At 51.9% G+C, this 26,189-nt stretch carries 26 protein-coding genes and 1 tRNA gene; 15 read left to right on the top strand and 12 right to left on the bottom strand.

The features are described 5' to 3' along the window. Positions 1-25: 25 nt before the first annotated feature. The 4 genes from HZ995_RS09185 to secE all read right to left on the bottom strand — a co-directional run bounded on the left by HZ995_RS09185 (position 26) and on the right by secE (position 2,654). Entirely contained in the window at positions 26-766 is a 741-nt protein-coding gene (locus HZ995_RS09185) for a sulfotransferase family protein (protein WP_209355374.1), read from the bottom strand. Beyond that, entirely contained in the window at positions 759-1,595 is an 837-nt protein-coding gene (locus tag HZ995_RS09180) for a hypothetical protein (RefSeq protein WP_245168629.1), read from the bottom strand. The genes HZ995_RS09185 and HZ995_RS09180 overlap by 8 nt, the downstream gene beginning before the upstream one ends. 152 nt (positions 1,596-1,747) lie before the next feature. Beyond that, positions 1,748-2,281 carry a transcription termination/antitermination protein NusG gene (gene nusG, locus HZ995_RS09175; protein ID WP_209355373.1) on the bottom strand — a complete coding sequence of 178 codons (534 nt, stop codon included), beginning with the start codon at positions 2,279-2,281 and terminating at the stop codon, positions 1,748-1,750. A gap of 175 nt (positions 2,282-2,456) precedes the next feature. Beyond that, the gene (gene secE, locus HZ995_RS09170; protein ID WP_209355372.1) at positions 2,457-2,654 is read right to left on the bottom strand and encodes a preprotein translocase subunit SecE; all 198 of its coding nucleotides are present in this window, start codon (positions 2,652-2,654) and stop codon (positions 2,457-2,459) included. 152 nt (positions 2,655-2,806) lie between these two features. Between secE and HZ995_RS09165 the strand changes: the two genes are divergently transcribed. From HZ995_RS09165 to HZ995_RS09135, 7 genes are all read left to right on the top strand, one after another. Beyond that, entirely contained in the window at positions 2,807-3,316 is a 510-nt protein-coding gene (locus HZ995_RS09165) for a thermonuclease family protein (protein ID WP_209355371.1), read from the top strand. Between the two features lie 190 nt (positions 3,317-3,506). Next, positions 3,507-4,691, top strand: coding sequence for a tyrosine-type recombinase/integrase (locus HZ995_RS09160; protein ID WP_209355370.1), 1,185 nt, complete (start codon positions 3,507-3,509; stop codon positions 4,689-4,691). Continuing rightward, a complete protein-coding gene (locus HZ995_RS09155; RefSeq protein ID WP_209355369.1) occupies positions 4,688-5,593 on the top strand; it encodes a hypothetical protein in 906 nt (301 codons plus the stop codon). The genes HZ995_RS09160 and HZ995_RS09155 overlap by 4 nt, the downstream gene beginning before the upstream one ends. Positions 5,594-5,709: 116 nt before the next feature. Further along, on the top strand, positions 5,710-5,907 hold the full coding sequence (locus HZ995_RS16210; RefSeq protein WP_209355368.1) for a helix-turn-helix transcriptional regulator: 198 nt from the start codon (positions 5,710-5,712) through the stop codon (positions 5,905-5,907). Beyond that, a complete protein-coding gene (locus HZ995_RS09145) occupies positions 5,885-6,478 on the top strand; it encodes a hypothetical protein (protein ID WP_245168628.1) in 594 nt (197 codons plus the stop codon). Before HZ995_RS16210 ends, HZ995_RS09145 begins: the two co-directional genes overlap by 23 nt. 120 nt (positions 6,479-6,598) lie before the next feature. Further along, positions 6,599-9,355 carry a hypothetical protein gene (locus HZ995_RS09140; RefSeq protein ID WP_209355366.1) on the top strand — a complete coding sequence of 919 codons (2,757 nt, stop codon included), beginning with the start codon at positions 6,599-6,601 and terminating at the stop codon, positions 9,353-9,355. Beyond that, positions 9,355-12,399, top strand: a complete 3,045-nt coding sequence (locus HZ995_RS09135) for a hypothetical protein (protein ID WP_209355365.1) — start codon at positions 9,355-9,357, stop codon at positions 12,397-12,399. Before HZ995_RS09140 ends, HZ995_RS09135 begins: the two co-directional genes overlap by 1 nt. A 75-nt stretch (positions 12,400-12,474) precedes the next feature. Here the strand turns inward: HZ995_RS09135 and HZ995_RS09130 are convergent, their stop codons facing one another. After that, positions 12,475-13,764, bottom strand: a complete 1,290-nt coding sequence (locus HZ995_RS09130) for a hypothetical protein (RefSeq protein ID WP_209355364.1) — start codon at positions 13,762-13,764, stop codon at positions 12,475-12,477. A gap of 431 nt (positions 13,765-14,195) precedes the next feature. On the opposite strand from HZ995_RS09130, the gene HZ995_RS09125 reads away from it, so the two are divergent. Continuing rightward, positions 14,196-15,419, top strand: coding sequence for a hypothetical protein (locus HZ995_RS09125; RefSeq protein WP_209355363.1), 1,224 nt, complete (start codon positions 14,196-14,198; stop codon positions 15,417-15,419). A gap of 168 nt (positions 15,420-15,587) precedes the next feature. Here HZ995_RS09125 and HZ995_RS09120 read toward each other — a convergent pair whose 3' ends face one another. The 3 genes from HZ995_RS09120 to HZ995_RS09110 form a co-directional block, all read right to left on the bottom strand. Further along, positions 15,588-16,070 (bottom strand): hypothetical protein, encoded by a 483-nt coding sequence (locus tag HZ995_RS09120; protein ID WP_209355362.1) that lies wholly within the window; start codon positions 16,068-16,070, stop codon positions 15,588-15,590. 18 nt (positions 16,071-16,088) lie between these two features. After that, positions 16,089-16,364 (bottom strand): hypothetical protein, encoded by a 276-nt coding sequence (locus tag HZ995_RS09115; protein ID WP_209355361.1) that lies wholly within the window; start codon positions 16,362-16,364, stop codon positions 16,089-16,091. Between the two features lie 337 nt (positions 16,365-16,701). Beyond that, positions 16,702-16,938: a helix-turn-helix domain-containing protein gene (locus tag HZ995_RS09110; RefSeq protein WP_209355360.1), complete on the bottom strand. Its 237-nt coding sequence runs from the start codon at positions 16,936-16,938 to the stop codon at positions 16,702-16,704. Positions 16,939-17,084: 146 nt separating this feature from the next. Between HZ995_RS09110 and HZ995_RS09105 the strand changes: the two genes are divergently transcribed. Further along, a complete protein-coding gene (locus HZ995_RS09105) occupies positions 17,085-17,603 on the top strand; it encodes a hypothetical protein (RefSeq protein WP_209355359.1) in 519 nt (172 codons plus the stop codon). Between the two features lie 142 nt (positions 17,604-17,745). On the opposite strand, the gene HZ995_RS09100 is transcribed toward HZ995_RS09105, so the two are convergent. After that, a tRNA-Trp gene (locus HZ995_RS09100) sits at positions 17,746-17,821 on the bottom strand. A 464-nt stretch (positions 17,822-18,285) separates the two neighbouring features. On the opposite strand from HZ995_RS09100, the gene HZ995_RS09095 reads away from it, so the two are divergent. Both HZ995_RS09095 and HZ995_RS09090 read left to right on the top strand, forming a co-directional pair. Beyond that, positions 18,286-18,525, top strand: coding sequence for a hypothetical protein (locus HZ995_RS09095; RefSeq protein ID WP_209355358.1), 240 nt, complete (start codon positions 18,286-18,288; stop codon positions 18,523-18,525). A gap of 66 nt (positions 18,526-18,591) precedes the next feature. Beyond that, a complete protein-coding gene (locus HZ995_RS09090; RefSeq protein WP_209355357.1) occupies positions 18,592-18,831 on the top strand; it encodes a hypothetical protein in 240 nt (79 codons plus the stop codon). 127 nt (positions 18,832-18,958) lie between these two features. On the opposite strand, the gene HZ995_RS09085 is transcribed toward HZ995_RS09090, so the two are convergent. Continuing rightward, positions 18,959-20,134: an acyl-CoA dehydrogenase family protein gene (locus tag HZ995_RS09085; RefSeq protein WP_209355356.1), complete on the bottom strand. Its 1,176-nt coding sequence runs from the start codon at positions 20,132-20,134 to the stop codon at positions 18,959-18,961. 183 nt (positions 20,135-20,317) lie between these two features. Here HZ995_RS09085 and HZ995_RS09080 point away from each other — a divergent pair, with 183 nt between their 5' ends. The 3 genes from HZ995_RS09080 to HZ995_RS09070 all read left to right on the top strand — a co-directional run bounded on the left by HZ995_RS09080 (position 20,318) and on the right by HZ995_RS09070 (position 22,577). Continuing rightward, a complete protein-coding gene (locus HZ995_RS09080) occupies positions 20,318-21,211 on the top strand; it encodes a dimethylarginine dimethylaminohydrolase family protein (RefSeq protein WP_245168627.1) in 894 nt (297 codons plus the stop codon). Positions 21,212-21,453: 242 nt separating this feature from the next. Further along, complete coding sequence (locus HZ995_RS09075) at positions 21,454-21,927, top strand: fasciclin domain-containing protein (protein WP_209355355.1); 474 nt, start codon at positions 21,454-21,456, stop codon at positions 21,925-21,927. 242 nt (positions 21,928-22,169) lie between these two features. Further along, positions 22,170-22,577 (top strand): universal stress protein, encoded by a 408-nt coding sequence (locus tag HZ995_RS09070; protein ID WP_209355354.1) that lies wholly within the window; start codon positions 22,170-22,172, stop codon positions 22,575-22,577. A 170-nt stretch (positions 22,578-22,747) separates the two neighbouring features. On the opposite strand, the gene tuf is transcribed toward HZ995_RS09070, so the two are convergent. After that, positions 22,748-23,923 carry an elongation factor Tu gene (gene tuf, locus HZ995_RS09065; protein WP_209355353.1) on the bottom strand — a complete coding sequence of 392 codons (1,176 nt, stop codon included), beginning with the start codon at positions 23,921-23,923 and terminating at the stop codon, positions 22,748-22,750. Positions 23,924-24,074: 151 nt separating this feature from the next. Beyond that, complete coding sequence (locus tag HZ995_RS09060; protein ID WP_209355352.1) at positions 24,075-24,653, bottom strand: hypothetical protein; 579 nt, start codon at positions 24,651-24,653, stop codon at positions 24,075-24,077. A gap of 202 nt (positions 24,654-24,855) precedes the next feature. Here HZ995_RS09060 and HZ995_RS09055 point away from each other — a divergent pair, with 202 nt between their 5' ends. Then, positions 24,856-26,172: a cytochrome P450 gene (locus HZ995_RS09055; RefSeq protein WP_209358223.1), complete on the top strand. Its 1,317-nt coding sequence runs from the start codon at positions 24,856-24,858 to the stop codon at positions 26,170-26,172. The last annotated feature ends 17 nt before the right edge of the window (positions 26,173-26,189 follow it).

Below are 26,189 nucleotides of genomic sequence, written 5' to 3'. Positions count from 1 at the left end.
GACCGCAAGGGGACAATTTCAAGACCTAGAGCGTGATCCGATGGGCATAGAGCCGATCATAATGTGGTTTCATCCGCCGATGCACGCGCTGCACACGATCAGGCGCATCAGCGACCTCTACATATTTCCGCACCTGAGGGGTCAGCCCCGTCGACTTAGCAAGGTTGTGGTGAAAGGACCCGCCATCCCACCAGCTATGCTCTGAGGGGTCTCCGCCTGCTTCCCATGTCAAGGCCTCGGGTATGAACGGGATGCCGACGCTGTCGCAGAAGGCTTCGACCATGCCTTCGGGGTTCTCCAAAAGATCATCGCTATCAATCACGGGCGGAGGGGCGCCGTTCAAAGCCCATAGCAAATCAAAAAGCGCGCGTTGCTCGGGAAAGCCAACCTCTGCCTCATCAAAGTCGGGCCATTTGTTGTACATGGACGAGATCGTCTTGGCCGGATCGCGGATTAGGAAGGCATGGGTGAAGTTTGACAGGAACTCCGGATCCCACATGTGATTGATGTAATGCGGAAAGTCTTTCAGAAACACCCGCCCCTTTTCTGCCCGCGCCTGTATGTCCTCCCACACGCTTTCAAGCGTCAAACCCGGCGTGACCTTTTCCCCCGGAGCAAATCGCGGCCACATAGGATCCTCGCCCTGATACCAGGCCTCACCGAACGGTTCGTGCAGGCAATCCAGATCACCCCGTTGCCGCATCATCCATTCAAAAGCCGTGGAGGTGGAGCGGGGAATTGCCCAAAGCGCGACGATCTTATGCATGGAAGCTCTCCAATAGTGTGCCGTGGTTGCCTTCGGGTGCGATGCCCAGATCTCGGAAGATCGCCCAATAAAGCGCAGTGTCATGGCCGATCACAGGCTTGCCGAGGCGTTCTTCGAGCATGGGCGTCAATTGCAGCGGCCGCTCGGGCACGCCGTCTGGCCCAGACCGGAAATTGCACATGCCGTTGATCAGATAAGCGTCGGCATTCGGAGCCTGCTCGGCCACATAGTCGAAACTCTTGGCGGCCAGATCTCCATCAAAGATCCAACGTTTCGCGTTCACTGCCTCTTGGCTGTCAAACCACCCTTGATCGTGGAAGTTGCCCGCCCAAAGCACGTCAAAGCCCGCTTCCTTCAGAAAACCGACGGTGCCCTGCCACCAAGCCGGCCAATGATAAGCCGCGTTTAGCGCAACCTTTTCGACATTCATCGCGCGCAGGGCTTCGACCATCGCATAGCCCGCCATATTAAATTTAAGCCCATAGCGGTCAGATAAATCCGCACAGTGCTGGCGAATACCCTCAACCCCCAAACCGCTTGCGTGGACCCAATTAGACCCCACCTGCCCAGCCACATTGACTCCATTGCGCGCCATGCAGTGGACAAAATCCTCAAGCATCCCAAAGTTGCGTTTTCGCTGGTCGAGGCCGTGCTGATAATCCGGATCATGCAGCATCCACCCATGCACGCCCACAGACCGCGGCGCGATGCGCAGGAAATCCGACGGGGCTGCATCGAAATCAAACGGAGGGCAGGTAAAGCCGACCTGATGCGGGAACAATTGCTGCTCCGGCGTCCAGTCCTGTGGCATTATCATCTGGTCGCTCATGAGCCCTCCCCTGCTCTTGGCTTTGACCACGAGCCTAAAGAGGGATTCCCACCGGTCAACTCCGGCGCGACCATATCCGGTGTCGCTTTCAGACCAAAAGAAAAGCCGCGTCGGTTCCCCGCGCGGCTTTCATGAACTGCGATGTGACGGGCTTAGCCCTGTTTGGACACCTGCAGGAATTCCAGCTCAACCGGTGTCTCACGACCAAAGATGGACACAGTCACCTTGAGGCGCTGGTTGTCCTCATCCACCTCTTCAACCATGCCGTCAAAGCCTTCGAACGGACCATCGTTGACCTTGACCTTCTCGCCAACCTCAAAGGAGATCATCAGCTTCGGCGCTTCTTCACCCTCGGCCACACGGCCCAGGATCGCCTGAACTTCGGCATCACGCATTGGCATAGGGCGGCCTTGTGGACCAAGGAAGCCGGTGACGCGATTGATCGAGCTGATGAGGTGATAGCCCTGATCGCTCATTTCCATACGCACGAGGACATAGCCCGGCATGAAACGACGCTCGGTCGGGACTTTCTTGCCGCGACGGACTTCGATCACTTCTTCGGTTGGAACCAGCACTTCTTCGATCTGATCCTCAAGCCCTTGCTCTTCTGCAGACTGACGGATCTGTTCGGCGATCTTCTTCTCAAAGTTCGAGAGGACGCTTACGGAATACCAACGCTTTGCCATATGACCGTTCTTTCTCGTGTTTGCTGCGGCACCTGCCGCGACTTGCCCAAGGCGGGATTGCCGCCTCCCAGATAAAAAACGGGCGCGGAGCTTGATTCGCTACGCGCCACATTCAATTGACTTTGGACTTAAATCGACCCTCGGGGAAATTCAAGCGCTTTGTCAGGCTTTGGCCTTAGCCAAACATGGTGAGGATCGTCTCAAGGCCCATGCGGATCAGGATATCAACCACAGAGAAAAACGCGGCAAACAAGGCCGCCATGATGAACACCATAACCGTGGTCAACAGCACTTCGCGACGGGTCGGCCAAACAATCTTGGAGACTTCGGCGCGGGTTTGCTGGATGAACTGAAGCGGGTTCGTGCGGGCCATGGGTTTTCTTCTCTGGTTAGATCAGGTGGTGACATACGCCGCACCGACGACGAATTCAAGGGGCCTCACTCTCTGTTGTGACGCAGCGCTAATCGTTAACTGTTTGACACGATGACAGGCTGCACTCGCGTTAACCTGTGTTAACAAGCAGCATGGCTCTTAGACTACAACTCCTCTTCTCCTTCCTGATGCTCGTGGCCTCGCCGTACTTTGTGAAGGCCGATACCATAAGTGTCACAGCCCCGCCTGAAGCTGTCAGCTTCATAGATGGCGACAACCTCAAACTCTTTGGGGAAAATATGCGTCTGATTGATATCGACGCAGCTGAGCGTGGACAGACCTGCAACGCTGCTTCCGGTGAAACATGGGATTGCGCCAATGCAGCGACAGAGACTCTCAAAGCACTGGTGCGCGGGCGCACCGTTTTTTGCCAATACAGCAGAAAAGACCGCTATGGGCGTCCCTTGGCGAAATGTTGGGTTGATGGAGTCAATATCGCCGAGGCTCTGGTCGATGCAGGCGTTGTGTGGGCTTACCGCGACAAGGGGCCATATGTCCCCAATGCAGAGGCTGCCAAGAAAAAAGGTATAGGCATTTGGCAAGCCGACACGCAAACACCGTGGGACTGGCGCGCCGAAAAACGCAGCGCATCCGGATCATAGACGCAATTTTTGGAGAAATGGCAGGGGCACCAGGGCTCGAACCCGGGACCTACGGTTTTGGAGTTCGTGGGTCAGTAATGTCAGGACATTTCCAATGATACCTATTCGTTTGTAATAGCTGACTTTAGATATATAGGTATCGTTAGAGAAATTTCTGGATAACGCACAAAACGCACAAGAAACGCACAAAATGAAGATCAGACTTACAGAACGCAAGGCAAGTGATCTTAAGCCAACCGATAGAGGCTATGAGGTGCGCGATGAGCTGGTTCGCGGGCTGATATTGCGCGTGGGAAAGAAAGGCTTAAAGGTTTGGGAGGTAATTGTAAGCCGGGGAGGCAAGCGTACTCGAGAGCGACTAGGCACCTTCCCAACTGTTTCGGTTAAGGAAGCCCGTATTAAGGCAGATGCTGCCAAGGAAAAAGCACTTCTTCATGTGGTAGAAGAAAATCCCCGAACAGTGGCAGATATCTTCGAAGGCTACAAAACAGCCCGTTCTTCTGAGATGCGATCCTGGCATGATGTACAATCGGTTTGGGATATTTGGGCTAGGGACAGACTTGGGCATGTTCGCACTACTGACGTCAGCATTCACCACGGCCTAGACTTAAGAAAACACGTAGCCCAACAGTCTTCCCCACTACGAGCAGCGGCAGTTGTGCGTTATTTGCGCCCAATGTTTTCTTGGGCTGCTGATGAACAATGGATTGAAGCAAACCCTTGGATTGGTCTGAAAGTCGGCGCTAAAGCTCAAACACGTGATCGAGTTCTATCTGATGACGAGTGGACCGCTCTGTGGACGGCGGCGCAATCGAGACCATATCCCTTTGGTCCTTTCATTCAATTGTTGATGCTGTCCGCGCAACGCCTTTCGAATGTAGCTCAAATCCGATGGGAGGAAATTCGAGGAGACGTTTGGGTTATTCCTCGAGAAAAGATGAAGGCCACAAAGAGAGATAGCGCCAAGGCACACGAAGTACCGCTTAGCAAGGCGATGGCGGAACTCATATCGAAGCAACCAAGAAAGTGCGACTTCATATTTTCCAGCATTCAAGACAAGCCCATCTGGCCAGGGTCAAAACTCCTCAAGAGCCTTCAAAGTGAAACATCAACTTCCGGATGGCGTTTTCACGACATTCGTCGAACCGCCACTACTATCATGACCAGTGGAAACGAAACCGGCAAAGTCTCGCGCTTTGTTGCAGCAAAGGTGCTTGGCCACTCCGATTCAACAATCACGGCCACCTATGATTTGTCGGAATACAGGCACGAGAAACGCGAGGCACTGGAAGTCCTCGCTTCATCCATCGCTCCTAATCCCAATCGAGAAAATGCTTTGATTACTTTTTCAAATCAGCAGGCTCGCGAGATATGACGGTATACCTCAAAGAGGTTAGAGTTCCCGAATACTGCTTTTTGTCTGAGTTTGTTGAATGGGTCGCATACGGGCGTATTCCAGAACAAATCGGAGGCGGTATTGATGGCGACGATGAGGACCTTGATGGAAGATTTGACCCATTGGCCCCTGATCCTTGGGCTTGCTTTCCAGAATCTCCCTTCGAGAACTTTCCAAGCGAAAACGAGCTGGAACTCAATGGGATCGCAATGCGGGATATTTACAGATCAATTTCATCACAAATAAAAATACCAAAAGAACATGAATTCTATTGGCGCAGGGTCGCTGACGGTATCAATGATGAAATTAACTTAAGAAATGTGCAGTGCCTAAACTCCGCGTGGGAGAGCGTTTTCACGAAGATGCTGCAAAGAGAAATAGTGATCGAGGGCATCTCAGACGAAGCGCTAGTGGAAGTTAAAAATCTTCCAAGCCTTGATGCAGACAATCTAGAAAGACTCCAAGGTTATTCGTGTATTTGCCCGGCCTTTGTTCCGCTAGACCTTAAATGGGACGAAAACAAAATCAAATTCGACACCACCTCGTTTCAGAACTTGAGGATCAAAACTAAACATATCCCCTTGTTCCACCGCACCGAGAGAAAAAGGGTTTCTGTGTCTAGAGTTGGAGAAAACTACTTTGGATCTGACGTTACAGAAGACGTAAGGCCAGTTGGTCGCCCACCAGCATGCGATTGGGCGGAGGTGCAAAGTTGGCTCTTAGCCTTGGTCGAAGCCGGAAACCGCCCCGCTAACAGGAAAGACGCTGTATATCTTACTCGCTGTTACATAGAAGAAACTTATGGGGCGACAGTCGGGGCGACGACCTTGCACGATCGAATGGGCGAGTTGTTTCGCCAGATCTACAATCCGGCCAAGTAGTTTGTTTTCGGAAATTAATTTGAATTTCCGAAACTAATTTGGCTTTTCCCGAATAGGTTATTCTCAAACATTCCTCGTCATACCCTGAACGGGTTGGACTATACGAGGAGTACCCAATGAATATCGAAGCAGACCGTTTCTACTCGCCTTGCGCGCCCGAGCTAAATACCGTTGCCGCCAAACAAACACTTGCCAAGTGGCGGAGCGCAGGAAAAGGCCCCGCTTACATAAAGTCAGGAAGCCGCGTCTTATACAAAGGCGCAGATGTGTTGGAATGGTTGCAAGAACGCCGTGTCCAACCAAACGCCTCATAGTTTCCCAACCCAAACACAAGAAAAATATATTGGAGGCATCATGCCAAAACCCGGCAAAGAAACTCGTGGCGAACACTTCACAAAATTGGTCCGAAACATGATGGAAGAGCCTGCGTGGCGGGCCCTTTCGACATCGGCTCAGGCCTTATATCCTTGGGTCAAACTGGAATGGCGCGGTCCGAAACATAACAACAATGGCAAGATAGAACTTAGTGTCCGCCAGGCTGCCGAGAGAATTGGAGTGGCCGACAACACAGCGATGAATGCATTTCATGACCTTCAAGCCAAAGGCTTTCTGGTGCTTAGGAAAATGGGATCACTTGGTGTCCACGGAACACCAAAAACGCCCGAGTATGAAATCACGGAGCTTCCGCTGCCACACAGCCCAAACATTACTGGAAGAAAACTCTATCGTGAATGGGCGAATGGTCAGGATTTCCCGGTTCTGAAAGCCCGTGCAAACAACCCATCTGGGAAAAACGGAAAAGCGAAAACCCATCTTCAAATCGAAGACGATGCAATCGTCGAATTAAAGACGTTCACAAATTCTGCGTCTCAAAAAAGAAGATAGTCAATCATCAAAACAAAGATGTTTTCGAGCTATTTGGGACAACTGCTGTCTCCAAAATAAAGACAACCTTATCCTACCATAAACCCATGGCGGGATAGAAACGAACGAGGAGCTCTATCAATGGCACGTGTTCCAGAAATCATCCGCCGAGGAGCCGTTTCACAAGTCGCTGTTCATGTACCCAAAGCTGGGGACGGCTGGGCCGCTCTCGCAAACGCTGCAAAAGCGGGTGCAGACTTCGTAAAGCCGGCGGCAATCGACCAAGCGCGCGAAAATGGATTGAACGCTTTGTACCGGGACGTCGATGGCAAGCTGAAGGTCGACCTAAAGGGCCCACTCAGTGGGGAACTTGGTGAAGCACACAACGTTGCCGCTAAGGCGAAATTCCTCGCTACCCGTTCCATCGATCTTCAAACCAACATGAGCGAGTTGGCGGCCAAGTATGAGTTTGACCCCGCCGGGTTCAAGGAAGCGTCGGGTCTCTACATTCAGTCCCTGAAATCGGAAGAAGGTATCGATGCAGTCTTAAAAGACGAGATTGTTCTTGCAGCTGAAAGGGAAGCATCCAGCCGCTTCAATGGCCTGAACCGACAAAGCACGGTGCGAGATCAGCGCGAAGCGGATCAGCAAACTGCTGCGCAGCGTGATCTATTGGCGCAAGACTACGCGAACTTAGTAGTTCAGGGCGACGGTGAAGCCGCACAAGCAAAGTATCAGGAGTTGGAACGGATTACTGAGTTTCGGGCCACCACAGCTTGGATCCGGGAAACTCCCGCTGAAGCCGAACTATACCTGCGGAAATTGCGCGGAGCCGCCAAAATAGACCTTGTTCGCTTGCGGTTGGGGCAATTGATCGGTCGATCAGACTTGTCCCAAGCCGAGAAAGACGAACTAGATAAGTTGTTAAATGACGCTGACATTGCTGCGACGGAAAGGGTTAAACTCGACATCGCTGCGCAAGGACGATTGAAGCAAGTAGAAGCGAACGGATTGGCAGAAAGTCTTTCAAACGACAGCTACGAAGGCCGCATCATCCACGCAGAGAGTGCTGGGAGAAACACTGCTCAGAACCCGAACTCCACGGCGTTAGGGCCACATCAATTTCTGAAAGGTACGTGGAAGGCCCTAGTTAAACGCCACAAGCCAGAATGGGCGAAAGGACTGACTGATACCGAACTTCTTGCTTTGCGAGCGGATCGGGCAAAGTCCTCCGAGATGTTTGCCCACTTTCGTCGTGAAAACCAAGACGCGTTGCGTGCAGCCGATCTTCCTGTCAATCACGCAACAGAATACCTAGCTCATTTCTTTGGTGCTGGGGGTGCAATTGAAGTCCTAAAGCAGGAAGCAGGCACTTTGGTTTCCGAGGTTGTTGAAGCCTCGGTGATCAAGGCCAACCCGTTCCTCAGCGGTATGACCGTGCGCGACGTCCAAAACTGGGCCGCGCGCAAGATGACTTTGAAAGCTCGTGATATCTCTGCCAGCCGAGAATTTATTGACCATATCGATGACATCGAACTTCGGAGTATGGCGACTAAGGCACTAAATGATGTGCGCCTTTCGCGTGGTCGCCAGGAGGAAGCCGCCGCGGAGGAATATGCAAGCAGAATTGAAAACGGCGACATTTCTCTGACCGAACAAGAGATTTTTGAGAACCATGATCTTTCGGATGCGGATCAAATTTCCTTGGCGAACAAACTTCATGCATCACGGAAAGCGCAACTCCAGATCCAGCAAACGATATTCGACCTCGATGATGAGTCAGTTCACTGGAATGCAAGGAATTCGAAGCAAAAAACTCAGCTTGATGAACTTTACCTTTCGCAAATTGGCAAAGAGAACCCGATTTCAAAGCCTGAATACGTGGCATTGGCAGCTTCACTAGCGAAAAGAACCGGCTTTGCGCCAAGGTCATTTGCGGATGCTTTGTTTGCTGGCGTTCAGTCCTCTGATCCGGAGAAAGTGGGACATGCTCTTGAGTTGTTCAATCTATTGGACGAACAAACCTCAGGCGCATTTTCAAGCTACGAGGGCAGTCGGCAAATCGAAAGAGAAGCAACTGACTATCGCCGGTACGCGAAAGTCATGAGCCCTACTGAAGCTGGTATGCGAATTGTTGAGAACCGAGAAAATGTCCCGAAGAATATTTCCGAGGCGGCAAAAAAACATGCAGGCAAACTGAAACTAAACACATTGATTGACCATTTCGACACGTCGGTATTCTCGTCGCCCCGGTTGGGGCGAGCGGAAGAGGAAAACGTCAAAGCTCTCGTGCCTTTCCATCAAGAGGCCGAACTACTGGCAACGTTTCGTTTAGTGTTCATCGATGAGTTTGAACTTACCGGAGATGTTGATCGCTCGGTCGCTCGAACGCTTGACTACTTTGACCGGTCCTATGGCGTGAACGAGGTCTCGGGTCCTCTTAGAATTATGAGGCATCCCCCGCAGAAGCATTGGGATAAGATTGACGGGTCGCACGAGTGGATGACGCAGCAGTTGGAAGACGAGATCAGTCATTTTGTCTTTGGGGACAATCTCGAGGAAGATGACCTGCCGGCTGTGCTCACAGGCAGGAGCGAGACAGAAAACCGGATCTCGGCGAAACATATTTACCTGGTTTCAGACGACCGAACCAACGCCCAGGTGAGCCGGGGAGAGCCGCCGAGCTATCAGCTGTATTACTTGTTCGATGATGTCCTGAACTTGCTTCCGGCTCGCTTTACTTTCGATCCATCGTTGGCACCTCACCCACCGGTTAACAGCACACTGCAAAACCAAAACCGGGCGATGCACGCCATGGGGCGCCGCTACATGCGTGCCAACCCTGGCTTGTTCAATCCTAAAACTGAGATTGATCGATTTGAAAGGAAAGCAAACTAATGCCTTTGGTTTACGATGAAGTTGAACCTGGTCAATTAGCACTTCGCGAAGGGCTGGATTTGGGTGAGGAAACTCAACAGTCTGGTTTGGATGTGTTGGGAGCAGCATTTCGCCAAGAAAATCCGGTTGTTTCAGCGCTCACTGGTTTCTCGTTTGATCATTCTATTGATCGAGATCCAGAATATCGATCATGGGACGAAGTCCAAGGCACCAAGTATGAGCCTTATGCGGACAGACTGGCTAACTCTCCTAACGCCGAACAAACCGCCTTGGCGCTTGCTCAGATAGACCGTGAAATCGAAGACAAAACTGCGATCCATGAAGCAGGCGCATGGGGAAATTTAGCAGGATTTTCCGCGGCTATTCTTTCTCCGACTTCGTTGTTACCCGGTGGTGCGGTCGTTAAAGGTGCCAAAGGCGGTGTCAGCATCGGAAAGACCGCAATGACGGTGTCAGGTGCCAACGCTGCGGCAATTGCAATCGATGAACTGGCCCTGCATTCCTCCCAGCAAACTCGCACGGGTGCGGAGACAGTATATGCAATTGGCGGCGGCGTGCTTCTAGGAGGCCTGCTAGGCGCTGCCGTAGGTAAAATGTCACCGGAAGCCTTCAAGGCCGCTTCTCATAGCGCAGAGCGGCTCCCCGAAGCCATTCATGATATCGACTCGAGCTTTAGATCCGTTGGCGCAGCAGAAAACACCGAAGACTTTAGCTTGAGAAAAGAAAAACTCTTCAGCACCGTTAGAAACTTACCTGTCGTTGGTCGTCCAATTATGGGCACGGATCCACTGCTCCGCTCTATGCTCCACGATTTTCAATCGGTTCGAGCAGCGTCGGCGCGCTTGGCTGAACCAATTCTTGAATACGAAGTTAACTCTTCAGGGAAGCACGTTTTAAGTGGCCGAGCGCCGGTCGAAACTAGGATCAAAACTCGCCGGAACAACGAACTCGCCGGACTGCACGCGGAATTCGTTCGCAACTATGCCAATTACGCAAAGGACGGGCCGGTTGGCCTGGTTGGACACTTTACTGCTCCGGTAACCGGTAAATGGTCTCATTTGTTTGGCTACGATAGAAAACTCTCAAGCGCACAGTTTGCGGAGGAAGTCGCAAAGGCGCTGCGTCGCGACGACAAACATCCTATTTCGCAAGTTCAAAAGACCGCGGCAGCCCTACGGACCCTACTTTTTGAACCTACCAAGAAAGAAGCAGAAGAGCTTGGGATATTCCCCGAGGGCATGCGGGTGAAAAACGCAGGGTCCTACTTAAGCCGCATCTACAACACGGAAAAAATAACCCGCCACCTAGGCGACGGATCCTCAGATGATATTCTTCCAATCTTGGAGAAAGAGTTCGCAAAGAAGCGGAGCGATGCACTCCAACGCCTGGAACTGGATAAATCCCTCTCTGGCGCCCTGTCGCGTGCTATGGACGATATTGAGTATGACGAATTTCTGGCCGCGAAATCCGATATAGAAATCAAATCAGAAGTTGAGGAAACGGTTCGTACTATCCGCGGACTTGCGCCAGGGCAACATGCCTACCAAGCTGTTCTTAGCAAGCCTTCTAGAACCCGAGTTTTGGACGTGCCGGACGAGGTTCTGGAACCTTGGTTGGAGTCGGATGCGCGTGTGATCATGACAAGGTACTTTGAAACTCTTGTTCCGGATTTTGAACTTATCCGTGAGTTTGGAGACATCGAGCTCAGTGGCGCTATTCAAAAAATCAATGAAGAGGAAACACGGCTAACAAAAGCCGCAAGCTCTTCACGCAAGAAGAAGCAGGTAGAGAGAGACGCTAACGCTGCGCGACGAGACATTCTTGCGATGAAAGAGAGAATTCGCGGGACTTACATGCTCCCTAGTGACCCACGGAATGTTTGGGTCGCAGCAAGTCGGGTCTCCCGGACTCTTTCGTACACAGGGCTTCTTGGAGGCTTCACAATCTCAGCAATGCCTGATTTGGGAAAGGTAGTAGGTGAAGCGGGTGTCGAGGCCGCGTTCGGATCATTTACCGCACTGACCGACCCGAAACGGATGAAGTTGGGACTTGAAGAGGCGAGCGAACTTGGCGCTGCCGCCGAATGGTACCTCAATGGTCGCGCTATGGAGATCGCAAACTTAGTCGATCCTTTTAGCAGCAAGACGCGCGGTGAACGTATTGTTGGTGAAATTGGCCGGACGTTTAGCTACGTCGCTGGAATTGTTCCGTGGAATGCGGGCTGGAAAACTGTAGGCGGTGCGTTCGTCGCGTCCAGAATGTCTAAAGCTGCGGTAGCAATGGCCAGTGGAAAGGCGACCCAAAAACAAACGAGGTTCCTTGCTGCAAACGGAATCGAGCCTTGGATGGCAGATCGTATAGCAAAGCAAGTTCAGAAACATGGTGACCTCAATGGAACCCTATGGTTGGCTCAGGGGCGTGCTTGGGACGACAAGGAAGCCTTTCGAGCGTTTAATGACGCTATGACACGCGAGTTCGATCTGATGGTGCCTACACCAAATCAAGATCGCCCTTTGACGTTTTCGTCGGAAGCCGGCAAGTTCTTCTTTCAGTTCAAAACCTTTGCATTTTCCGCCTATCACAGGATCCTTCTAGCCAGCATTCAGAAGGCTGATGGAGATGCGCTTGCCTCGGTTGTTACTATGTTGGCGCTCAGCGTAATGGTCTCTCACATCAAGTCGGATTTGGGAGGATACGAAAGAAAAGAAGGTGTCGCTCTATGGGAAGATGCACTTGATCGTTCCGGTCTGGCTGGTTGGTTGATGGAGGTCCACGCACCGGCTAACGCGTTGCTCGGGGGCGCTCTGTCTCTCTCGGGGGAAGAAGTGTCTCGATATCGTACGAGAGGCACTCTGGAAGGGTTGCTTGGTCCTTCGATGGGACTTGCCAAGGGTGTCGGCGAAGGTGTTGCAGCGGCCTCCAGAGCTGCCGCTGAGAAAGGCCAATTCACGGAATGGGATCGGAAACAAATGCTCCGCGCAGTTCCTGGGAACAACCTTTGGTATCTAATGCCGCTTTTCCAGAAGATTGAGCTTCAGACCTAGCATTGGCCCTCTACTGATTGAAGCTTTCACTGCAAACAGTCATTTTTGCTCGAGCTCCTGGAAAACTGATGAAGCTCAATCCTCAGAAAGCTTTTTTGCCCCCTTTCGGTTGAGCTCAACCTTCGGGCCGTCTGGGCCAAAAGACGCTCCAGCGCTGAAACCTAAGAGCGCCTTCAGGGCTTGAATTCCCTCGTCAGCTTGGGATTGCGCCCCGTTATCAGCAAATAGTCCGCGTGTCACACCTTCAATCCAGTGATTAGGTACAACACTGTCATGCTCTTGCTTAACTTCTAAAACGGTTTCGATAACCCAGCTAGCTCGCACCAAGTCGTGATTAAATTGGTCCACCGCTCGGGTTGCAGCTACTTCACTGTCGTAAAAAGTCCGCAACCAATTTGCGGCATATGCAAAAGCTCCAATGCCTACCAGTGATGAGAACACGCTTCTAATTATCAGGTACCAATTCGTGGTACCCAATGCTTGTTGAACAACTTGTGCGACCAGAGAGCCGTCCGCTTGTTCAGGTAGGGAACTGGAAATACTGAGAGCCATCGACTCTTCTGGAGCTATCTGAGAAAGGCTCAAATAAGTGATGTAGAAAGAAATTAGACCCAAAACTATTGACGAAACAAAGACAGCCCAGCGAACCTTAATCAAACCAGGCGGTGTCATTTCGCGACGCTGCTTTAAAGCCTTATCGTTTGTGAGCTGTTGCATGATTTTGCGGCGCTCGGATCGGTACGATTGGAGTTGAAGCTTTTCTCGTTCTGCCTCCAATTTGGCGATTTCTTCGGCGTGTTTTTCGGCCCTTGCCGTGTCTTTTTTCTCGGCTTCGCGTTCGAGTTCTGCGCGCCTATCGATGCTGTCTTTTAAGGATTCCTGTAGACTACCTAGCATTTGACGATGGGTAGCATTCAAGCTTCGTATAAGCTCGGACAGCACCGAATCTTCATCCGAAACAGTTTCGGGAACTTCGCTATCACAAGAGACTAATTTTAGAACTTCACCAACAAGATCTTTGTTTTCGTTCCAGAAAGAAGGGTCTCGTCCGCCAAAGTTAACGTCAAACTCATCGTAACGCGCAGATGGTTCCGTGTTGCCATTTTGATGCTTGGTTGATCTGCGAAAGAAAACATTCAGGCTTGATTCATGTTGAATGGCAATATTCAGCGTCGCTGTCTCGAACGCAAACCGTCCACCTAAACCCTCGGCTCCGGCCAAGTCTTCGGGTAGCATTGTAATTCCCTGGGCCAATACGAAAGTTGAAGAAGACGACTTGCCCGGGAATAAGTCCGCAAGGCTGGAAAAGACACTAACTAGTGTTGCGTCATCAATCTTGTAAACTCGTCGCGTAGTGGGTGGCATGAAAATTCTTCCTTTGCGTATAATATTTGGAGATTAACTAGATCGACGGTATGCGCACAACTTTAACGATTACTTTTTTGGGTTTGATTGAGCGAGTACGCCTGCCCAAGATTGCTGCTCAAAGCCTTAAACACGCTACATTGCGAACATTTAACAAAGGGATCCCGTGGGTAGAAATTTTGTCTAAGATTTTGAAGTATAAATATAATTATGGTGAACTCCCTGTGTTTTCTTCTTGAGATTTAGTTGTCAAAAAAGCCCTTTTTTTGCGAGCGACGCATATGGGAACTTGCTATCAAAAAATCATGATACACTGCTGGAAATGAATATTTTTAACCATGCTGCGCACAGAATCTGCGCGGTTACACACTAAACAGTACAATTTTAAACATAGCCAAATCAAAGTTTGGACTTTGCCAGGACATACACAGATGCTTGAAGCAGATCAGTTTTTCGACACCGGAAATTTGCCCAGTTTCACAATTGAGGTTGAAAGCCTCGAAGTCGATGGAAAGCAGGTAGGTCCAACTAAAATTGAAACGTCGTACGGCCAAGAAGGTGAGATATCTTTTTCTCTTGGAACCTTTGCCCCTGATGGTTTCAGTGCGCTTCGCGCGAAATTTGAGATAAAGTACAAGGCCCAACACGCTGCGATACCAGTTATTGTTACAGAGCGCACAGCGCCTTCGGGTGCAGATCCTGCCAAAGTTACGGCAACGCCTAATAATGTGCCCTGCATTCTTGTAGACACCAAGACCGCATCAAGCTTTTCGGCGGTTCTTTGGTCAGCGCCAAAATTCCTCAATAAGCCGATTGTTTTGGAGTATCCCGTTGGAACGGTGATGAAAATTATCCCGTTTCGATCGGATCACGGAAGCCCATGCAAAGTAGAGTCTAATGTTCGCCTTTCCTCAGAAAAACCATGGTCTTCATTGCGAAACTTCATAAGATTCATGACGTTCCTCAAAGGTGCAAACTGTGGATTCGGCAACGTCTTCGCCTTCCAGGAAAATGGCGAAATTGCATTTCGCATGTTGGGCTTCACTAAAGTTGATGTTTCGCCTGCTCAGACAAATTGGTTTGACATAGAGCTACAGAACGAACTTCCTAACCTATATAAGCTTTTCTGCGTCTCACGCTCTGATCTCACCACTTGTCGGGCGCTTGATCAAACAATCAACTTCTATCGAGCCGCAAGTTTGTCGCGAAAGATCGGGCCCGAACTGGCATTGATCGCTGCCCACTCTGCCCTGGAAGCGATAGTGAATTTCATTTTGCAGTACCGAGCAGATTGGTCGAAGTCCATGCTGGCCAACAGAACAATTTCATTCGCCGACAAATCGCGTTCTGCGGCAAGCCACGCGAAAGTAAACGAAGGATTGCTCGACAAAAGTCCGCGTCTTCAAGAATATTCTAAGTCCAACAACAATATCGACGCTTTCGAGTTAATCTCTCGATTTAGAAACATACTGGTTCATCAAGACTTTCGAGAGGGACCAACCGGTATTGAGCTGCATGAAGCTTGGTCGATTACGATGTGGCTTGTCGAAGTGCTGATTTTTGCCGTGATAGGTTACCGCGGAGAAATAATTGATCGCCGCAATTATGATGGATACCGAGGCGAAACGTGTTTGATACCAAATACGGAAAAATGAAATTTGGAGAATTAGCATCGACGCAGATGTGATGCCTAGAGGTAATGGTGCAAGGCCGATTTTTTTGGAGGGGGTGGCCGCTTCGATCAATATGCGAAGGGGGTGGTCCCAGGAGCCCACAAGGTTGCCCGTTAGAGCATGTTGCGCACTGTTGAGTCCGAGGATCACTTAGTGGCGTACGGAGCGCTTAGAAGCTGCCTCAGGACTGCCTTCCATCGGTGCGTCTCCGTCAGTCGAAGCAATGTCGCTGTAATCGAACCCACCAAACTGAACGCTGTGCTGTACTCGCGCATCCAACTTTCGCACCGGGGCAATTGCATCCACGCCGGCCAACCATTTGTTGGCATCGGCTCGAACCGCTTCGCTCTTCGCTGTTTGTGCGAGTTCCACCATTCTAAGATAAGCGTCTTGAGCCGCATTCTGTCGAATATGCGCGATGATTTGATTGAATACCTGACGAACTTCAAACCGGTCGAAGGTCTTCCTTAGACTGTCACGTCGCATCCCTTGCTTATCGGCTGCCATATGCAGCGACATGCCCGTGTAGGCCATCTCCTCCAAAGCAGCGATTGCCTTCTTGCTTAACCGCAGTCCTTTGAAAGTGGGTTTAGTTGCTTGCTGTTTTTGAAGTCTCTGGAGCTCATTATCCATTGGGAGTTCTCGATCTAGTTATGCGTTGAGACTTGCCAGGATAAAATCCATATCCTGGTGCAGCGATTTTTGAATTGGATGTTCGTCTTCCATACGCGCCCCGAAACCCATCATAAATTTGATCGCAAGGTCTGCCTTGGATTGCGCCTGTATCGGCGCGGCAAGCTCCATGAGTTCCAAAACCTTGGTCAGTCTGGCATCGTTTTTGTCACGGGATAAACGAGCAACTTGATCAAGCCATTCTGCATAGATGTCAGTCAACGAAGTTGGCGGTTTCTTAGTTCTTTTTGCCAAGTCTATCTCCACAATTTGCTTGCTAATAGCCTCTCTGATTGGCCCAAATGCTGCAATGCACACACGCTTGTCGGAGGAGCAACTATGCCAGAGAGATCACTATTTGTGACGGAGAAGGACGCCGCCCGAATGCTTGGTCACGATGTAACTTGGTTAAGGTCGAATGCTAAGAACTTAGAGGAAACTTCTGGTTTTCCGAAAATTGACCCGCTGATTGGCAAGCGTCACAGAGAGTCCATCATCGAATGGGCGCGAGAAAGATCCCAAAGGCGAATGATGCTGACAAGAGGTGCGCGTCCATCTTCGCAAAACCAAGAGAACTTTGACGCCTTCTGAATTAGTCTTCTTGAATTGGCTCGTAGCGAATACCCGCGGGCCCACCGTTTTTGGCGACGAAAACTACGCCCAGCTTTTCGAGGGCGCCCTGAATCGATTGTACTGTCTTCATTTGCAATCCACCCTTTTCGGTTTCAAATCTCGAAATGGTGGCCGGCGTAACACCAGCCAATTCAGCCAATTCCCTGACGCTAAGTCGGGTAGCGGCTCGCGCCATCCTTAATTGCGAAGAGTTCATTTTTATAACCCTGTTATAAATTATTTCCACTCCGTGTTGACTATTTCAAATCACAGATATAATAAATTAACACACTGACATAAAAATTCAATACCATTCACACATCTCTCCATCTTGGTTGATGGGGATAAAAATGAGGTGTCGCTATGACTCTAGTATCAAAACTCGCAGCGCGGCTAGGTCCTTCTGAACGCGCTTCTTCAGATGTTCAGGGCCAGTTGGTTGAAGCCAAGTCGGAAAATGTTGTCGACGTCTTGCTCAAAGTCGCAAATCTAGATTTGTCTATTTTATCCAAGTGCCAGCTAGAGACCATACAGTTGGAAGCACAGGAGTTCTCCGATCCCAGAAAAGATCCGCTAGTTTCAATGTTGGAGCATTGGAAAGCTCTAAAGGCGACCAACGATAGCTGCCCTACTGGAAATCTTGATGATCCAGACACGGAAGCGGTTTGGGAAACGCGACGGGAACTAGAGCGAAAGATGTTTGCCACCGTCCCCAAGACCGTCGCTGGAATTCATGCATTGGCTGAACTTCACTGGGATGCCAACGGACCATCCGGAGACCCTGGTTCAGAGATGTGGCTAGAAGAAGTGGAGCAGATCGAACACTTACCTGTTCGCAGGATCCGACACGGAGCTGCTTTGATGCTTGGTTCGTCTGGTTGAGACGGCAATCAGGAATCAATTGTTTGGGTTCGGGCACCGGTATCAACACAGTGCCAGTGTCAAATTTCTGCATTTCGCACAAAAAAACGCACAAAATACGGCGAGGCCGTTTCGCGAAAAACCACTAAGTGTTTGAAATTAATGGCAGGGGCACCAGGGCTCGAACCCGGGACCTACGGTTTTGGAGACCGTCGCTCTACCAACTGAGCTATACCCCTACGGTGACGCTGGAATTACGCAAGACTCACGAAAACTGCAAGAGGGAAAGACTCTTACTTGCGCATTTCTGCGGGATTCGAAGCAAGACTAGGCCAATTTACGGTATCCCATTGTACACAGATCAGTGAAACTTTTGAAACAAAAGCGAAAAAATAGCACTCATAAAATGGTGAACGATTTTTTTTGCGGGGATCGGAACGCTGGAACTTCACATGGCACTCTCAAAAAACCACGGCCTGTGTGTGACACATCCCTTTGTATATTGATGCGCACCTTTGATGTGCAGAAATGCGCAGCACCCTGTACGAATGCTGCTCTTTTCAACTCATAACGGCGTGAGCCAGCGTGTGCCATTTCGTGATTTCAAACTCAGCAATCCGATCCCTAGCTTGAACTCGTCAGCAAGACACTGGCACCCAACCAGACGGTCACTCCCCGTCCTACAACCCGAAAGGAATACATTATGAAACGTGTACTTACAGCTTCCGTCGTCGCCCTGATCGCCGCAACTGGTGCAGCATCCGCAATGACCAACGCATCTGGCGCAAACGTGGCTCTGATCCAGAAATTTGCACCTGAAGCAGACCTGTCCACACTGTCTGACGCAACCATTGTACACCTGCTGAACACCATCAACGACGATGGCGATGATAGCTTTGTTCAGACCCAGTCCCACGTTCGTTCGATCCTGAAGAACGGCTAATTCGTTCTCAACAACTCCAAGCTCTGACGGCTACTCCCCGTCTAACGAAACCGAAAGGAAAATATCATGAAACGCATTCTTACAGCCTCCGTCGTCGCTCTTATCGCAGCAACTGGTGCAGCATCCGCAATGACAAACGCGACAGGCGCAAATGAAGCCCTGATCCAAAAGTTCGCTCCCGAAGCTGACCTGTCCACCGTGTCAGATGCAACCATCGTTCACCTGCTGAACACCATCAACGATGATGGCGATGACAGCTTTGTTCAGACCCAAGCACACGTGCGCTCGATCCTGAAAAACGGCTAAGGCAACACGTCCCTCTCCCTGCGACCGCAGTTTGGTCGCGGGGAGCAATGGGGCTTAAGCGCCCCAACTTCAGTGTGACTCGCCGCTAGGCTGCCGATTTGGGCGGCCTTTTTTGCGGCTACTAGCCTCAGGCCTCACCAAACCCTTTTGGGATCACTGGCACCGGAAGCGTTTTCGCCCTGGCTTTCAGCGAGCGTCCAATCACAACTCGGCTGATCTCTGTGGTGCCATCCACGATCCGCAGCATCTGAGACAGGCGCGACAGCCGATCCATGCCGTAAGGCTTAAGCAAACCCATACCACCCAAAACCTGCGTGCAGGTGTTCGCCGCTTTCACCGCCGCATCCGGTACAAACCGCTTTGCATGCGCGGCCATCAGGGGACCTTGGTCTGTACCTAAAGCGTTAGCGGCCGCTTTGTACAAAAGACGAGAGGCCTCTAGATCTGTCGCTACTTCTCCGAGCATCCATTGAATGCCATCCAGATCCAAATTGGTGCCTTTGAACATTTTGCGGTTGTGACTATAGGCCAGCGCGGTGTCCAAAGCGGACTGCATCAAACCGCAACACCCCGACGCAATCGAAACCCGAGCAATATCGATCGCCATGAGTGACCCTTGCAGACCCTGCCCAACCGGCAAGATGATATTGTCCTCGCTCACCACCACATTATCCAAATACATCTCAGACATCGGCAGGAAATTATATGATGGCGTCTCATAGCGCGGTCCGAAACTCAGACCCGGCGTATCTTTCGGAATAGCGATCATGGCCATGTCCTTGTGACCCGGCTCGTCTGAAGTTTTGACCACCGTGAAATAGATATCCGCCTCACCTGCCAAAGATACCCAGGCCTTGGCACCACTGATCGTCCAGGTACCATCCGCATTGATCACAGCGCGGCTGTACATGTTGGAGGCGTCTGATCCAGATTGCGGCTCGGTAAGAGCAAAGTTGGCGAGCTTGCGCCCAGAGGTCAGCTCGCGGCCCCATTCGGCTTTGAAAGCTTCTGTGCCGAAACCACACCCGGCGTAGGTGCAGATATTGTGCATCGACAAAGCGAACGCATAAGCACCATCGCCGCGCCCCAGTTCTTCGTAAACCTGGATGCCATCGCCAAGGCTGAGCCCCTGCCCGCCAAACTCCTCTGGTGCATAAAGCCCGGTCAGCCCAAGCGCTGCCGCCTTGTCAGAACTCGCCCTTGGCCAGACACTAGACGCATTCCAGGCGTCCACATTCGGCATGATCTCTTCCTCGCAATGTGTGCGAGCGGCTTTCAAAATACTGGTTATTGATACAGACACGGTACCCTCCAAATTCAATTGTCAGACAATTAAATCTCGGACAATTGAACCCTCTGCAATCGCTGGATTTTGTGACGTTGGGGCACATCCTCGCGGCGATAATATTTGAAAAGATGCAGAAATAATTTGGGAAATCATCGGTCGCCTGCAATGATTCCATCTGGGAGAATACGGGAGGGCAAAATGACAACGCATATGGATCTATCGGCGAGCTGGGGCATCAACAACGACTATTCGCCGCTCAAACATGTTCTGCTAGGACGGCCCGAGTTTTACAAATGGGTTGAGGCCGGGCCGCTGATCGGGCGCACACTGGCGAATGCCGACAAAACCGGCGTCAAATTCGATCTGCAACTTGCGATGGCGCAGCACGCGGAAATGGTTTCGATCTATGAAGAGAACGGCGTCAATTGCCATTATCTGCAAAGCGACGAGGCCCTGCATCGCAACTTCTTTGCCCGCGATAGCTCTGCCATGAGCCCATGGGGCGCATTGATCTGTCACATGCAGCTCAAATGCCGCCGCGCGGATTATGTGACGGCTATCCAGTTCTATCAGGACCACAATATCCCAATCTGGAAATACGCCACCGCGGGGCATTTCGAAGGCGGAGATTTCAATATCATCGAACCCGGTCGCATTCTGATTGGCTATTGCGGCGAACGCTCGGAAAAAGAGGGTTCTGAGCAGGTGGCAGAGTTTGTGCGGGCTGAGGGTTGGGAGGCCGTGGTTGCTCCGATCAGCCGAGAATTCGTGCATATGGACGGGCTGATCGTACCATTGGCGGAAAAGCTTGCGGTCGCCTGTATCGACGCCATGGAGCCTTGGCTTGTCGACATCGTCAAAGGTTGGGGGATCGAAATCGTGGATGTCTCTTACCGCGAGGCCAAAAACCTAGGGGTGAATTTGGTAGCTCTGGGAAATGGAAAAGTGCTGTCAATGGCGGGCGCGACGGATCTGAACGCCAAAATGCGGGCGCTAGGGTTTGAGGTCTATGATCCGGATATGTCGATGTTTACGCTAGGCGGCGGCGGTGTGCATTGCCTGTCGCAGGCGCTGTGTCGCGAGGATGCTTGAAGAGAAATTCACCTTCTGAGCGACGTGCCAGCGTCGAAAATGGAACCGAAAACTTCTCTTCAGATAAACTTCGCCACACTAAATCGTGAGTTGAAAAAGAAAAACACCGTGGCTTAGGTCGGCAGCGCCCGTCGACAACCCCAGATTGCAAAAATTCCGCCTGATCCAAGGCCAATCTTTCCCCGTAACCCCGTCAGATGCTCACGAGGGCATTCTGAAATGTTATACATGGAGAGACCAAAATGATCCGCGCAGCAACTTTTGCACTGGCAACCCTAGTCGCAGTCCCTGCCTTTGCTGGCAGCCAGAAAGACATCGTCGACACAGCCGCAGGCACCGAAGGCTTCAGCACTCTTGTCGCAGCAGTCCAAGCCGCTGGACTAGTCGATACACTCAAAGGCGACGGTCCGTTCACCGTTTTCGCGCCAACCGACGAGGCCTTTGCCGCACTGCCAGCCGGCACCGTCGAAAGCCTGCTGCTGCCTGAAAACAAAGAGCAGCTTATCTCGATCCTGACCTATCACGTGGTGCCTGGCAAAGTCATGTCCACCGATCTGGTTGACGATATGACTGCAGCAACTGTTCAGGGCGGCGACATCATGATCGACCTCGATAACGGTGTCATGATCAACGATGCGTCCGTCGCAGCAGCGGATATCGTGACGAGCAATGGCGTGATCCACGTCATCGACAAAGTGATCTTGCCTGCGGGCTAAGAGATCGTCTGCTAAGACACCAAGTGTGATCCCTATGGGATGGATGGCCGGCCCCAAACAGGGTCGGCCAATTTTCGTTCATTTGGGTAGAGGTCACTTGCTGATCGTGTCGAAACCCACGTCTTTCACCAATTCTAACGATGTTTCGCTCGCAACAGCGACTTGATCTATCTCAAGGACCAGACGCGGCAACACCTTTAGTTTCTTCTTCAGCCACTCAACTGGTGAAAGGAGACCACCGCATGTACAAGAACATTCTCTTACCTGTTCTCTTCGACGAGGAGCATGACACAGAAGCCTCTTTCCGCGCGGCCAAAACACTGGCGGATGACGACGCGAAAGTGACCGTCATGCATGTTCTCGAAGCCATTCCAGTCTATGCAACATCGCATGTGCTTGCCGAAGCCTTGATCACGGCGCGCGAAGAGGTCGAAGGACGTCTTGAGGAAACGGCGAACAAGTTACCCGGATCTCAGCGGGTTCTTACCTCTGGAAACGCCGCGCACGAAATCCTCGAATATGCGAAAACCCACGACGTGGATTGTATCATTCTCGCATCGCACAGACCCGGCTTTGGCGATTACTTCATCGGCTCGACGGCTGCGAGGGTGGTTCGGCACTCCCCTTCGGCTGTGCACGTCATCCGTTGAAAATGTGACCCGATAAGGCCGCATATCGAGCGGCCGGCCTGAGCGATTTTTTTAAAAGAAATCGGCGTCAGATCCTTTCAAAGGATCTGCACACAAAAAAAAGGCCGCCCCTAAGGACGGCCTTTCCGTAAGTCTTGCGTAGGGTGGGCTTTGACCCCACCGAACCCAAATTACTCAACGATCTTAGAAACAACACCGGAACCAACGGTGCGGCCACCTTCGCGGATCGCGAAGCGCAGACCTGCTTCCATCGCGATTGGTGCGATCAGCTCAACGTCGAACTTCAGGTTGTCGCCTGGCATAACCATCTCAGTGCCGGAAGGCAGGTTCACGGTGCCGGTGACGTCAGTAGTCCGGAAGTAGAACTGTGGACGGTAGTTCGCGAAGAATGGGGTGTGACGACCACCTTCTTCTTTGGTCAGAATGTAGGCTTCTGCTTCGAACTTGGTGTGAGGCTGAACGGAACCTGGCTTACACAGAACCTGGCCACGCTCAACGGCTTCACGGTCAACACCACGCAGCAGCGCGCCGATGTTGTCGCCTGCTTCACCGGAGTCCAGCAGCTTGCGGAACATCTCAACACCAGTACAGGTGGTTTTCTGAGTGTCTTTGATGCCAACGATTTCGATTTCGTCACCCACGTTGATCACGCCACGCTCAACACGGCCGGTCACAACGGTACCACGACCAGAGATCGAGAACACGTCTTCGATTGGCATCAGGAACGGCTGGTCAGTCGCACGTGGAGGCTGTGGGATGTATTCGTCAACAGCCGCCATCAGCTCAGCGATTTTCTCGGAACCGATGTTTGCGTCACGATCTTCCAGAGCCGCCAGAGCGGAGCCAGCGATCACAGGGATGTCGTCGCCTGGGAATTCATACTCAGACAGCAGCTCGCGGATTTCCATTTCAACCAGCTCAAGCAGCTCTTCGTCGTCAACCTGATCCACTTTGTTCATGAAGACAACCATGGCTGGGATGCCAACCTGGCGGCCCAGCAGGATGTGCTCACGAGTCTGAGGCATAGGGCCGTCAGCCGCGTTCACAACCAGGATCGCGCCGTCCATCTGCGCCGCACCGGTGATCATGTTTTTCACATAGTCAGCGTGGCCTGGGCAGTCGACGTGTGCGTAGTGACGTGCTTCGGTTTCATACTCAACGTGTGCAGTCGAGATGGTGATGCCGCGGGCTTTTTCTTCTGGTGCGCCGTCGATTTCGTCGTACGCTTTGAAGTCACCGAATTGCTTGGTGATCGCTGCGGTCAGAGTGGTTTTACCGTGGTCAACGTGGCCGATGGTGCCGATGTTGCAGTGCGGTTTGGAACGTTCAAACTTTTCCTTTGCCATAATAGAGGCGCCTTCTGTGTTTGGGGGCCTCTCATTGGCCCAATTACTCTTCGGGCGCGATGTATTGGGTTCAGGAAGAAAAATCAAGCGCCAGTTTTGAGGCGCTTGAAATGGCGCATTTTATTGCGCTTTGGGGCGAGATCAGAGCGACTCAGTTCGCCTCATCCAAGGGCCAGCACTCTGCAAGTTGCTCTTCGGTCGCGTCGTCGGTCATACAGATCGCATTCTCCGCCAAATAAGCCTCGATTTTGCGGGCAGTATTGTTGGCCAGCGTCGCGATTTGTTGGTCGCGAGAGCGGGTGTAACCGGTGCCAATCACGGCCCCGTCGCCGAAATTCTCAAAGATCAGCAATTGCTTGGGTTCTTTGGTGAATTTCTCGCCCGCACGATCATCCCAGACGGTAACAGTGACAACGAAGGCAGATTTCGGTGTGTAAATCAGAGGAATACCGCGCCGCCCCAAGGCATAGCCGCCAATGTTGATGCCGAGATGCACCAAGCGGTCCCCATCATATTTCCCGAGCCGGGAGGCAACGGCCCCTTGCACCGCGGCAATCAATTCTTCGGGTTCGGCGTTTCGGGACGTCGGCCCCTTCTGCAAATCGGGCGCGACAACGACATTGTGACCGAGCACAAAGTCGCCAAGATCCAAACGTTCAGCCGTTTCCTCGGGCTGCGAACATGCAGCGACCAAACCTACCAAAGCCGCAAGGGCGATCCAGCGTTTCATGGTTTTTCCCCGTTGTTTGGTTAACTGACTTAGCCGATCGCCCGCATTTCGACAATCTACAGGGCTGATTAAGCAAGGTTCCGCTGTCAAAACCCAATTTTCGACATAGATTGTTTCTAGCCAAACCAAGTGGAGACCCGTGGTGCCAGCCAAAGCCTCGCCGGAAAAACTGCCTGTTCACATCGACTTGGGCCGCGAGCCAATGGGCGTTTGGGCTTCTTTGCAAGCGGCGCGGCGCAATGTGCTTAGCATTTTGCCGTGGCTCGCCGTGAAGCAGCCCATGGTCTCTGGGCGCACAGGCATTCGCTGGCATATGGTGATGGATCCCGATGCGATCCGGCGCATGTTGCTGGAACGGCTTGATGATTACCCCAAGTCCAACACGACGAAATCTCTGCTTCGCCCTGCCATCGGGGAAAGCCTGTTCATCGCCGAAGGCGCGCATTGGCGGTGGCAACGGCGAGCTGCCGCTCCGGTTTTTTCGCATCGCAATGTTATGAACCTTGCGCCCATCATGACCCGAGCCGCAGAAAACGCCTGCGCGCGGATCGAGGCGCAGAAACCCAAAGCGGTGAACCTCTATACTGAAATGGTGCGCGCGACCTTTGATGTGACGTCCGACGTCACGTTCTCCGGCAAAAGCGATATCGATTCCCAAAACGTGCATCACGCGATTGACGCTTATATTGCCGAGGCTGGAAAGGTCTCGCTTTTTGACATTCTCGGCTTTCCCAATTGGGTGCCTCGTCCCGGCCGTTTGATGTCAGGCGCGGCCCTGCGCGAGATGAAACAAATCGCCGATGACTCTATCGAGGCGCGACGCGAACAAGGCCAAGGAGACATCCCTGACCTTTTGGATCTGCTGCTCTCAGGCGAAGACCCCGAGACCAAACGCTCAATGAATATCGCAGAGCTGCGCGACAATTTGTTGACCTTCATCGTGGCGGGCCACGAAACCACGGCGCTGGCACTCAGCTGGGCACTTTACCTTTGTGCCTTTGATCAGGATGTCCAAGACCGGGCCCGTGCTGAGGCGCAGTCCGTGCTGAATGGCTCTGCCACCGGAGATAACGTTTCCAAGCTTCCTTTCATCCGCGCTATCATCGATGAGACCCTGCGGCTTTATCCACCCGCGGGCATCGTTAGCCGAACGGCGCAGGCCAAGGACACACTGTGCGGACGGGAGATTTTGCCAGGCGATACAGTCATGATCCCGATCTACGCGCTGCACCGCCATGAGATGCTTTGGGATAACCCAGACGCCTTTCGCCCTGATCGATTTATGGGAGAGAAACCAGATCGTTACGCCTATTTGCCTTTTGGCGACGGACCTCGCATTTGCATTGGGGCAAGCTTCGCTTTGCAAGAAGCAGTGATCATATTGGCAACCCTCTTGGCGCGATTCAAGTTCACGCCGATTGAAGGCAAAGATCCAGAACCCGTCATGATCCTGACCCTACGCCCTGAGGGAGGGGTGTGGCTAAATGTCGAGGAAGTTGAGGCGGTGGAGGCGGGCTGAAGCCCGCCCTACCCTAG

This window comes from Cognatishimia activa, from assembly GCF_017798205.1.
Lineage (GTDB): Bacteria > Pseudomonadota > Alphaproteobacteria > Rhodobacterales > Rhodobacteraceae > Cognatishimia > Cognatishimia activa_A.
This window is presented reverse-complemented; position numbering and strand designations above follow the sequence as displayed.

Bases quoted from the DNA above. Each gene is read 5' to 3' on its own strand.
- HZ995_RS09185 (WP_209355374.1), bottom strand. From the start codon at position 766: ATGCATAAGATCGTCGCGCTTTGGGCAATTCCCCGCTCCACCTCCACG.
- HZ995_RS09180 (WP_245168629.1), bottom strand. From the start codon at position 1,595: ATGAGCGACCAGATGATAATGCCACAGGACTGGACGCCGGAGCAGCAA.
- nusG (WP_209355373.1), bottom strand. From the start codon at position 2,281: ATGGCAAAGCGTTGGTATTCCGTAAGCGTCCTCTCGAACTTTGAGAAG.
- secE (WP_209355372.1), bottom strand. From the start codon at position 2,654: ATGGCCCGCACGAACCCGCTTCAGTTCATCCAGCAAACCCGCGCCGAA.
- HZ995_RS09165 (WP_209355371.1), top strand. From the start codon at position 2,807: ATGGCTCTTAGACTACAACTCCTCTTCTCCTTCCTGATGCTCGTGGCC.
- HZ995_RS09160 (WP_209355370.1), top strand. From the start codon at position 3,507: ATGAAGATCAGACTTACAGAACGCAAGGCAAGTGATCTTAAGCCAACC.
- HZ995_RS09155 (WP_209355369.1), top strand. From the start codon at position 4,688: ATGACGGTATACCTCAAAGAGGTTAGAGTTCCCGAATACTGCTTTTTG.
- HZ995_RS16210 (WP_209355368.1), top strand. From the start codon at position 5,710: ATGAATATCGAAGCAGACCGTTTCTACTCGCCTTGCGCGCCCGAGCTA.
- HZ995_RS09140 (WP_209355366.1), top strand. From the start codon at position 6,599: ATGGCACGTGTTCCAGAAATCATCCGCCGAGGAGCCGTTTCACAAGTC.
- HZ995_RS09135 (WP_209355365.1), top strand. From the start codon at position 9,355: ATGCCTTTGGTTTACGATGAAGTTGAACCTGGTCAATTAGCACTTCGC.
- HZ995_RS09130 (WP_209355364.1), bottom strand. From the start codon at position 13,764: ATGCCACCCACTACGCGACGAGTTTACAAGATTGATGACGCAACACTA.
- HZ995_RS09125 (WP_209355363.1), top strand. From the start codon at position 14,196: ATGCTTGAAGCAGATCAGTTTTTCGACACCGGAAATTTGCCCAGTTTC.
- HZ995_RS09120 (WP_209355362.1), bottom strand. From the start codon at position 16,070: ATGGATAATGAGCTCCAGAGACTTCAAAAACAGCAAGCAACTAAACCC.
- HZ995_RS09110 (WP_209355360.1), bottom strand. From the start codon at position 16,938: ATGAACTCTTCGCAATTAAGGATGGCGCGAGCCGCTACCCGACTTAGC.
- HZ995_RS09105 (WP_209355359.1), top strand. From the start codon at position 17,085: ATGACTCTAGTATCAAAACTCGCAGCGCGGCTAGGTCCTTCTGAACGC.
- HZ995_RS09095 (WP_209355358.1), top strand. From the start codon at position 18,286: ATGAAACGTGTACTTACAGCTTCCGTCGTCGCCCTGATCGCCGCAACT.
- HZ995_RS09090 (WP_209355357.1), top strand. From the start codon at position 18,592: ATGAAACGCATTCTTACAGCCTCCGTCGTCGCTCTTATCGCAGCAACT.
- HZ995_RS09080 (WP_245168627.1), top strand. From the start codon at position 20,318: ATGACAACGCATATGGATCTATCGGCGAGCTGGGGCATCAACAACGAC.
- HZ995_RS09075 (WP_209355355.1), top strand. From the start codon at position 21,454: ATGATCCGCGCAGCAACTTTTGCACTGGCAACCCTAGTCGCAGTCCCT.
- HZ995_RS09070 (WP_209355354.1), top strand. From the start codon at position 22,170: ATGTACAAGAACATTCTCTTACCTGTTCTCTTCGACGAGGAGCATGAC.
- tuf (WP_209355353.1), bottom strand. From the start codon at position 23,923: ATGGCAAAGGAAAAGTTTGAACGTTCCAAACCGCACTGCAACATCGGC.
- HZ995_RS09060 (WP_209355352.1), bottom strand. From the start codon at position 24,653: ATGAAACGCTGGATCGCCCTTGCGGCTTTGGTAGGTTTGGTCGCTGCA.
- HZ995_RS09055 (WP_209358223.1), top strand. From the start codon at position 24,856: ATGGGCGTTTGGGCTTCTTTGCAAGCGGCGCGGCGCAATGTGCTTAGC.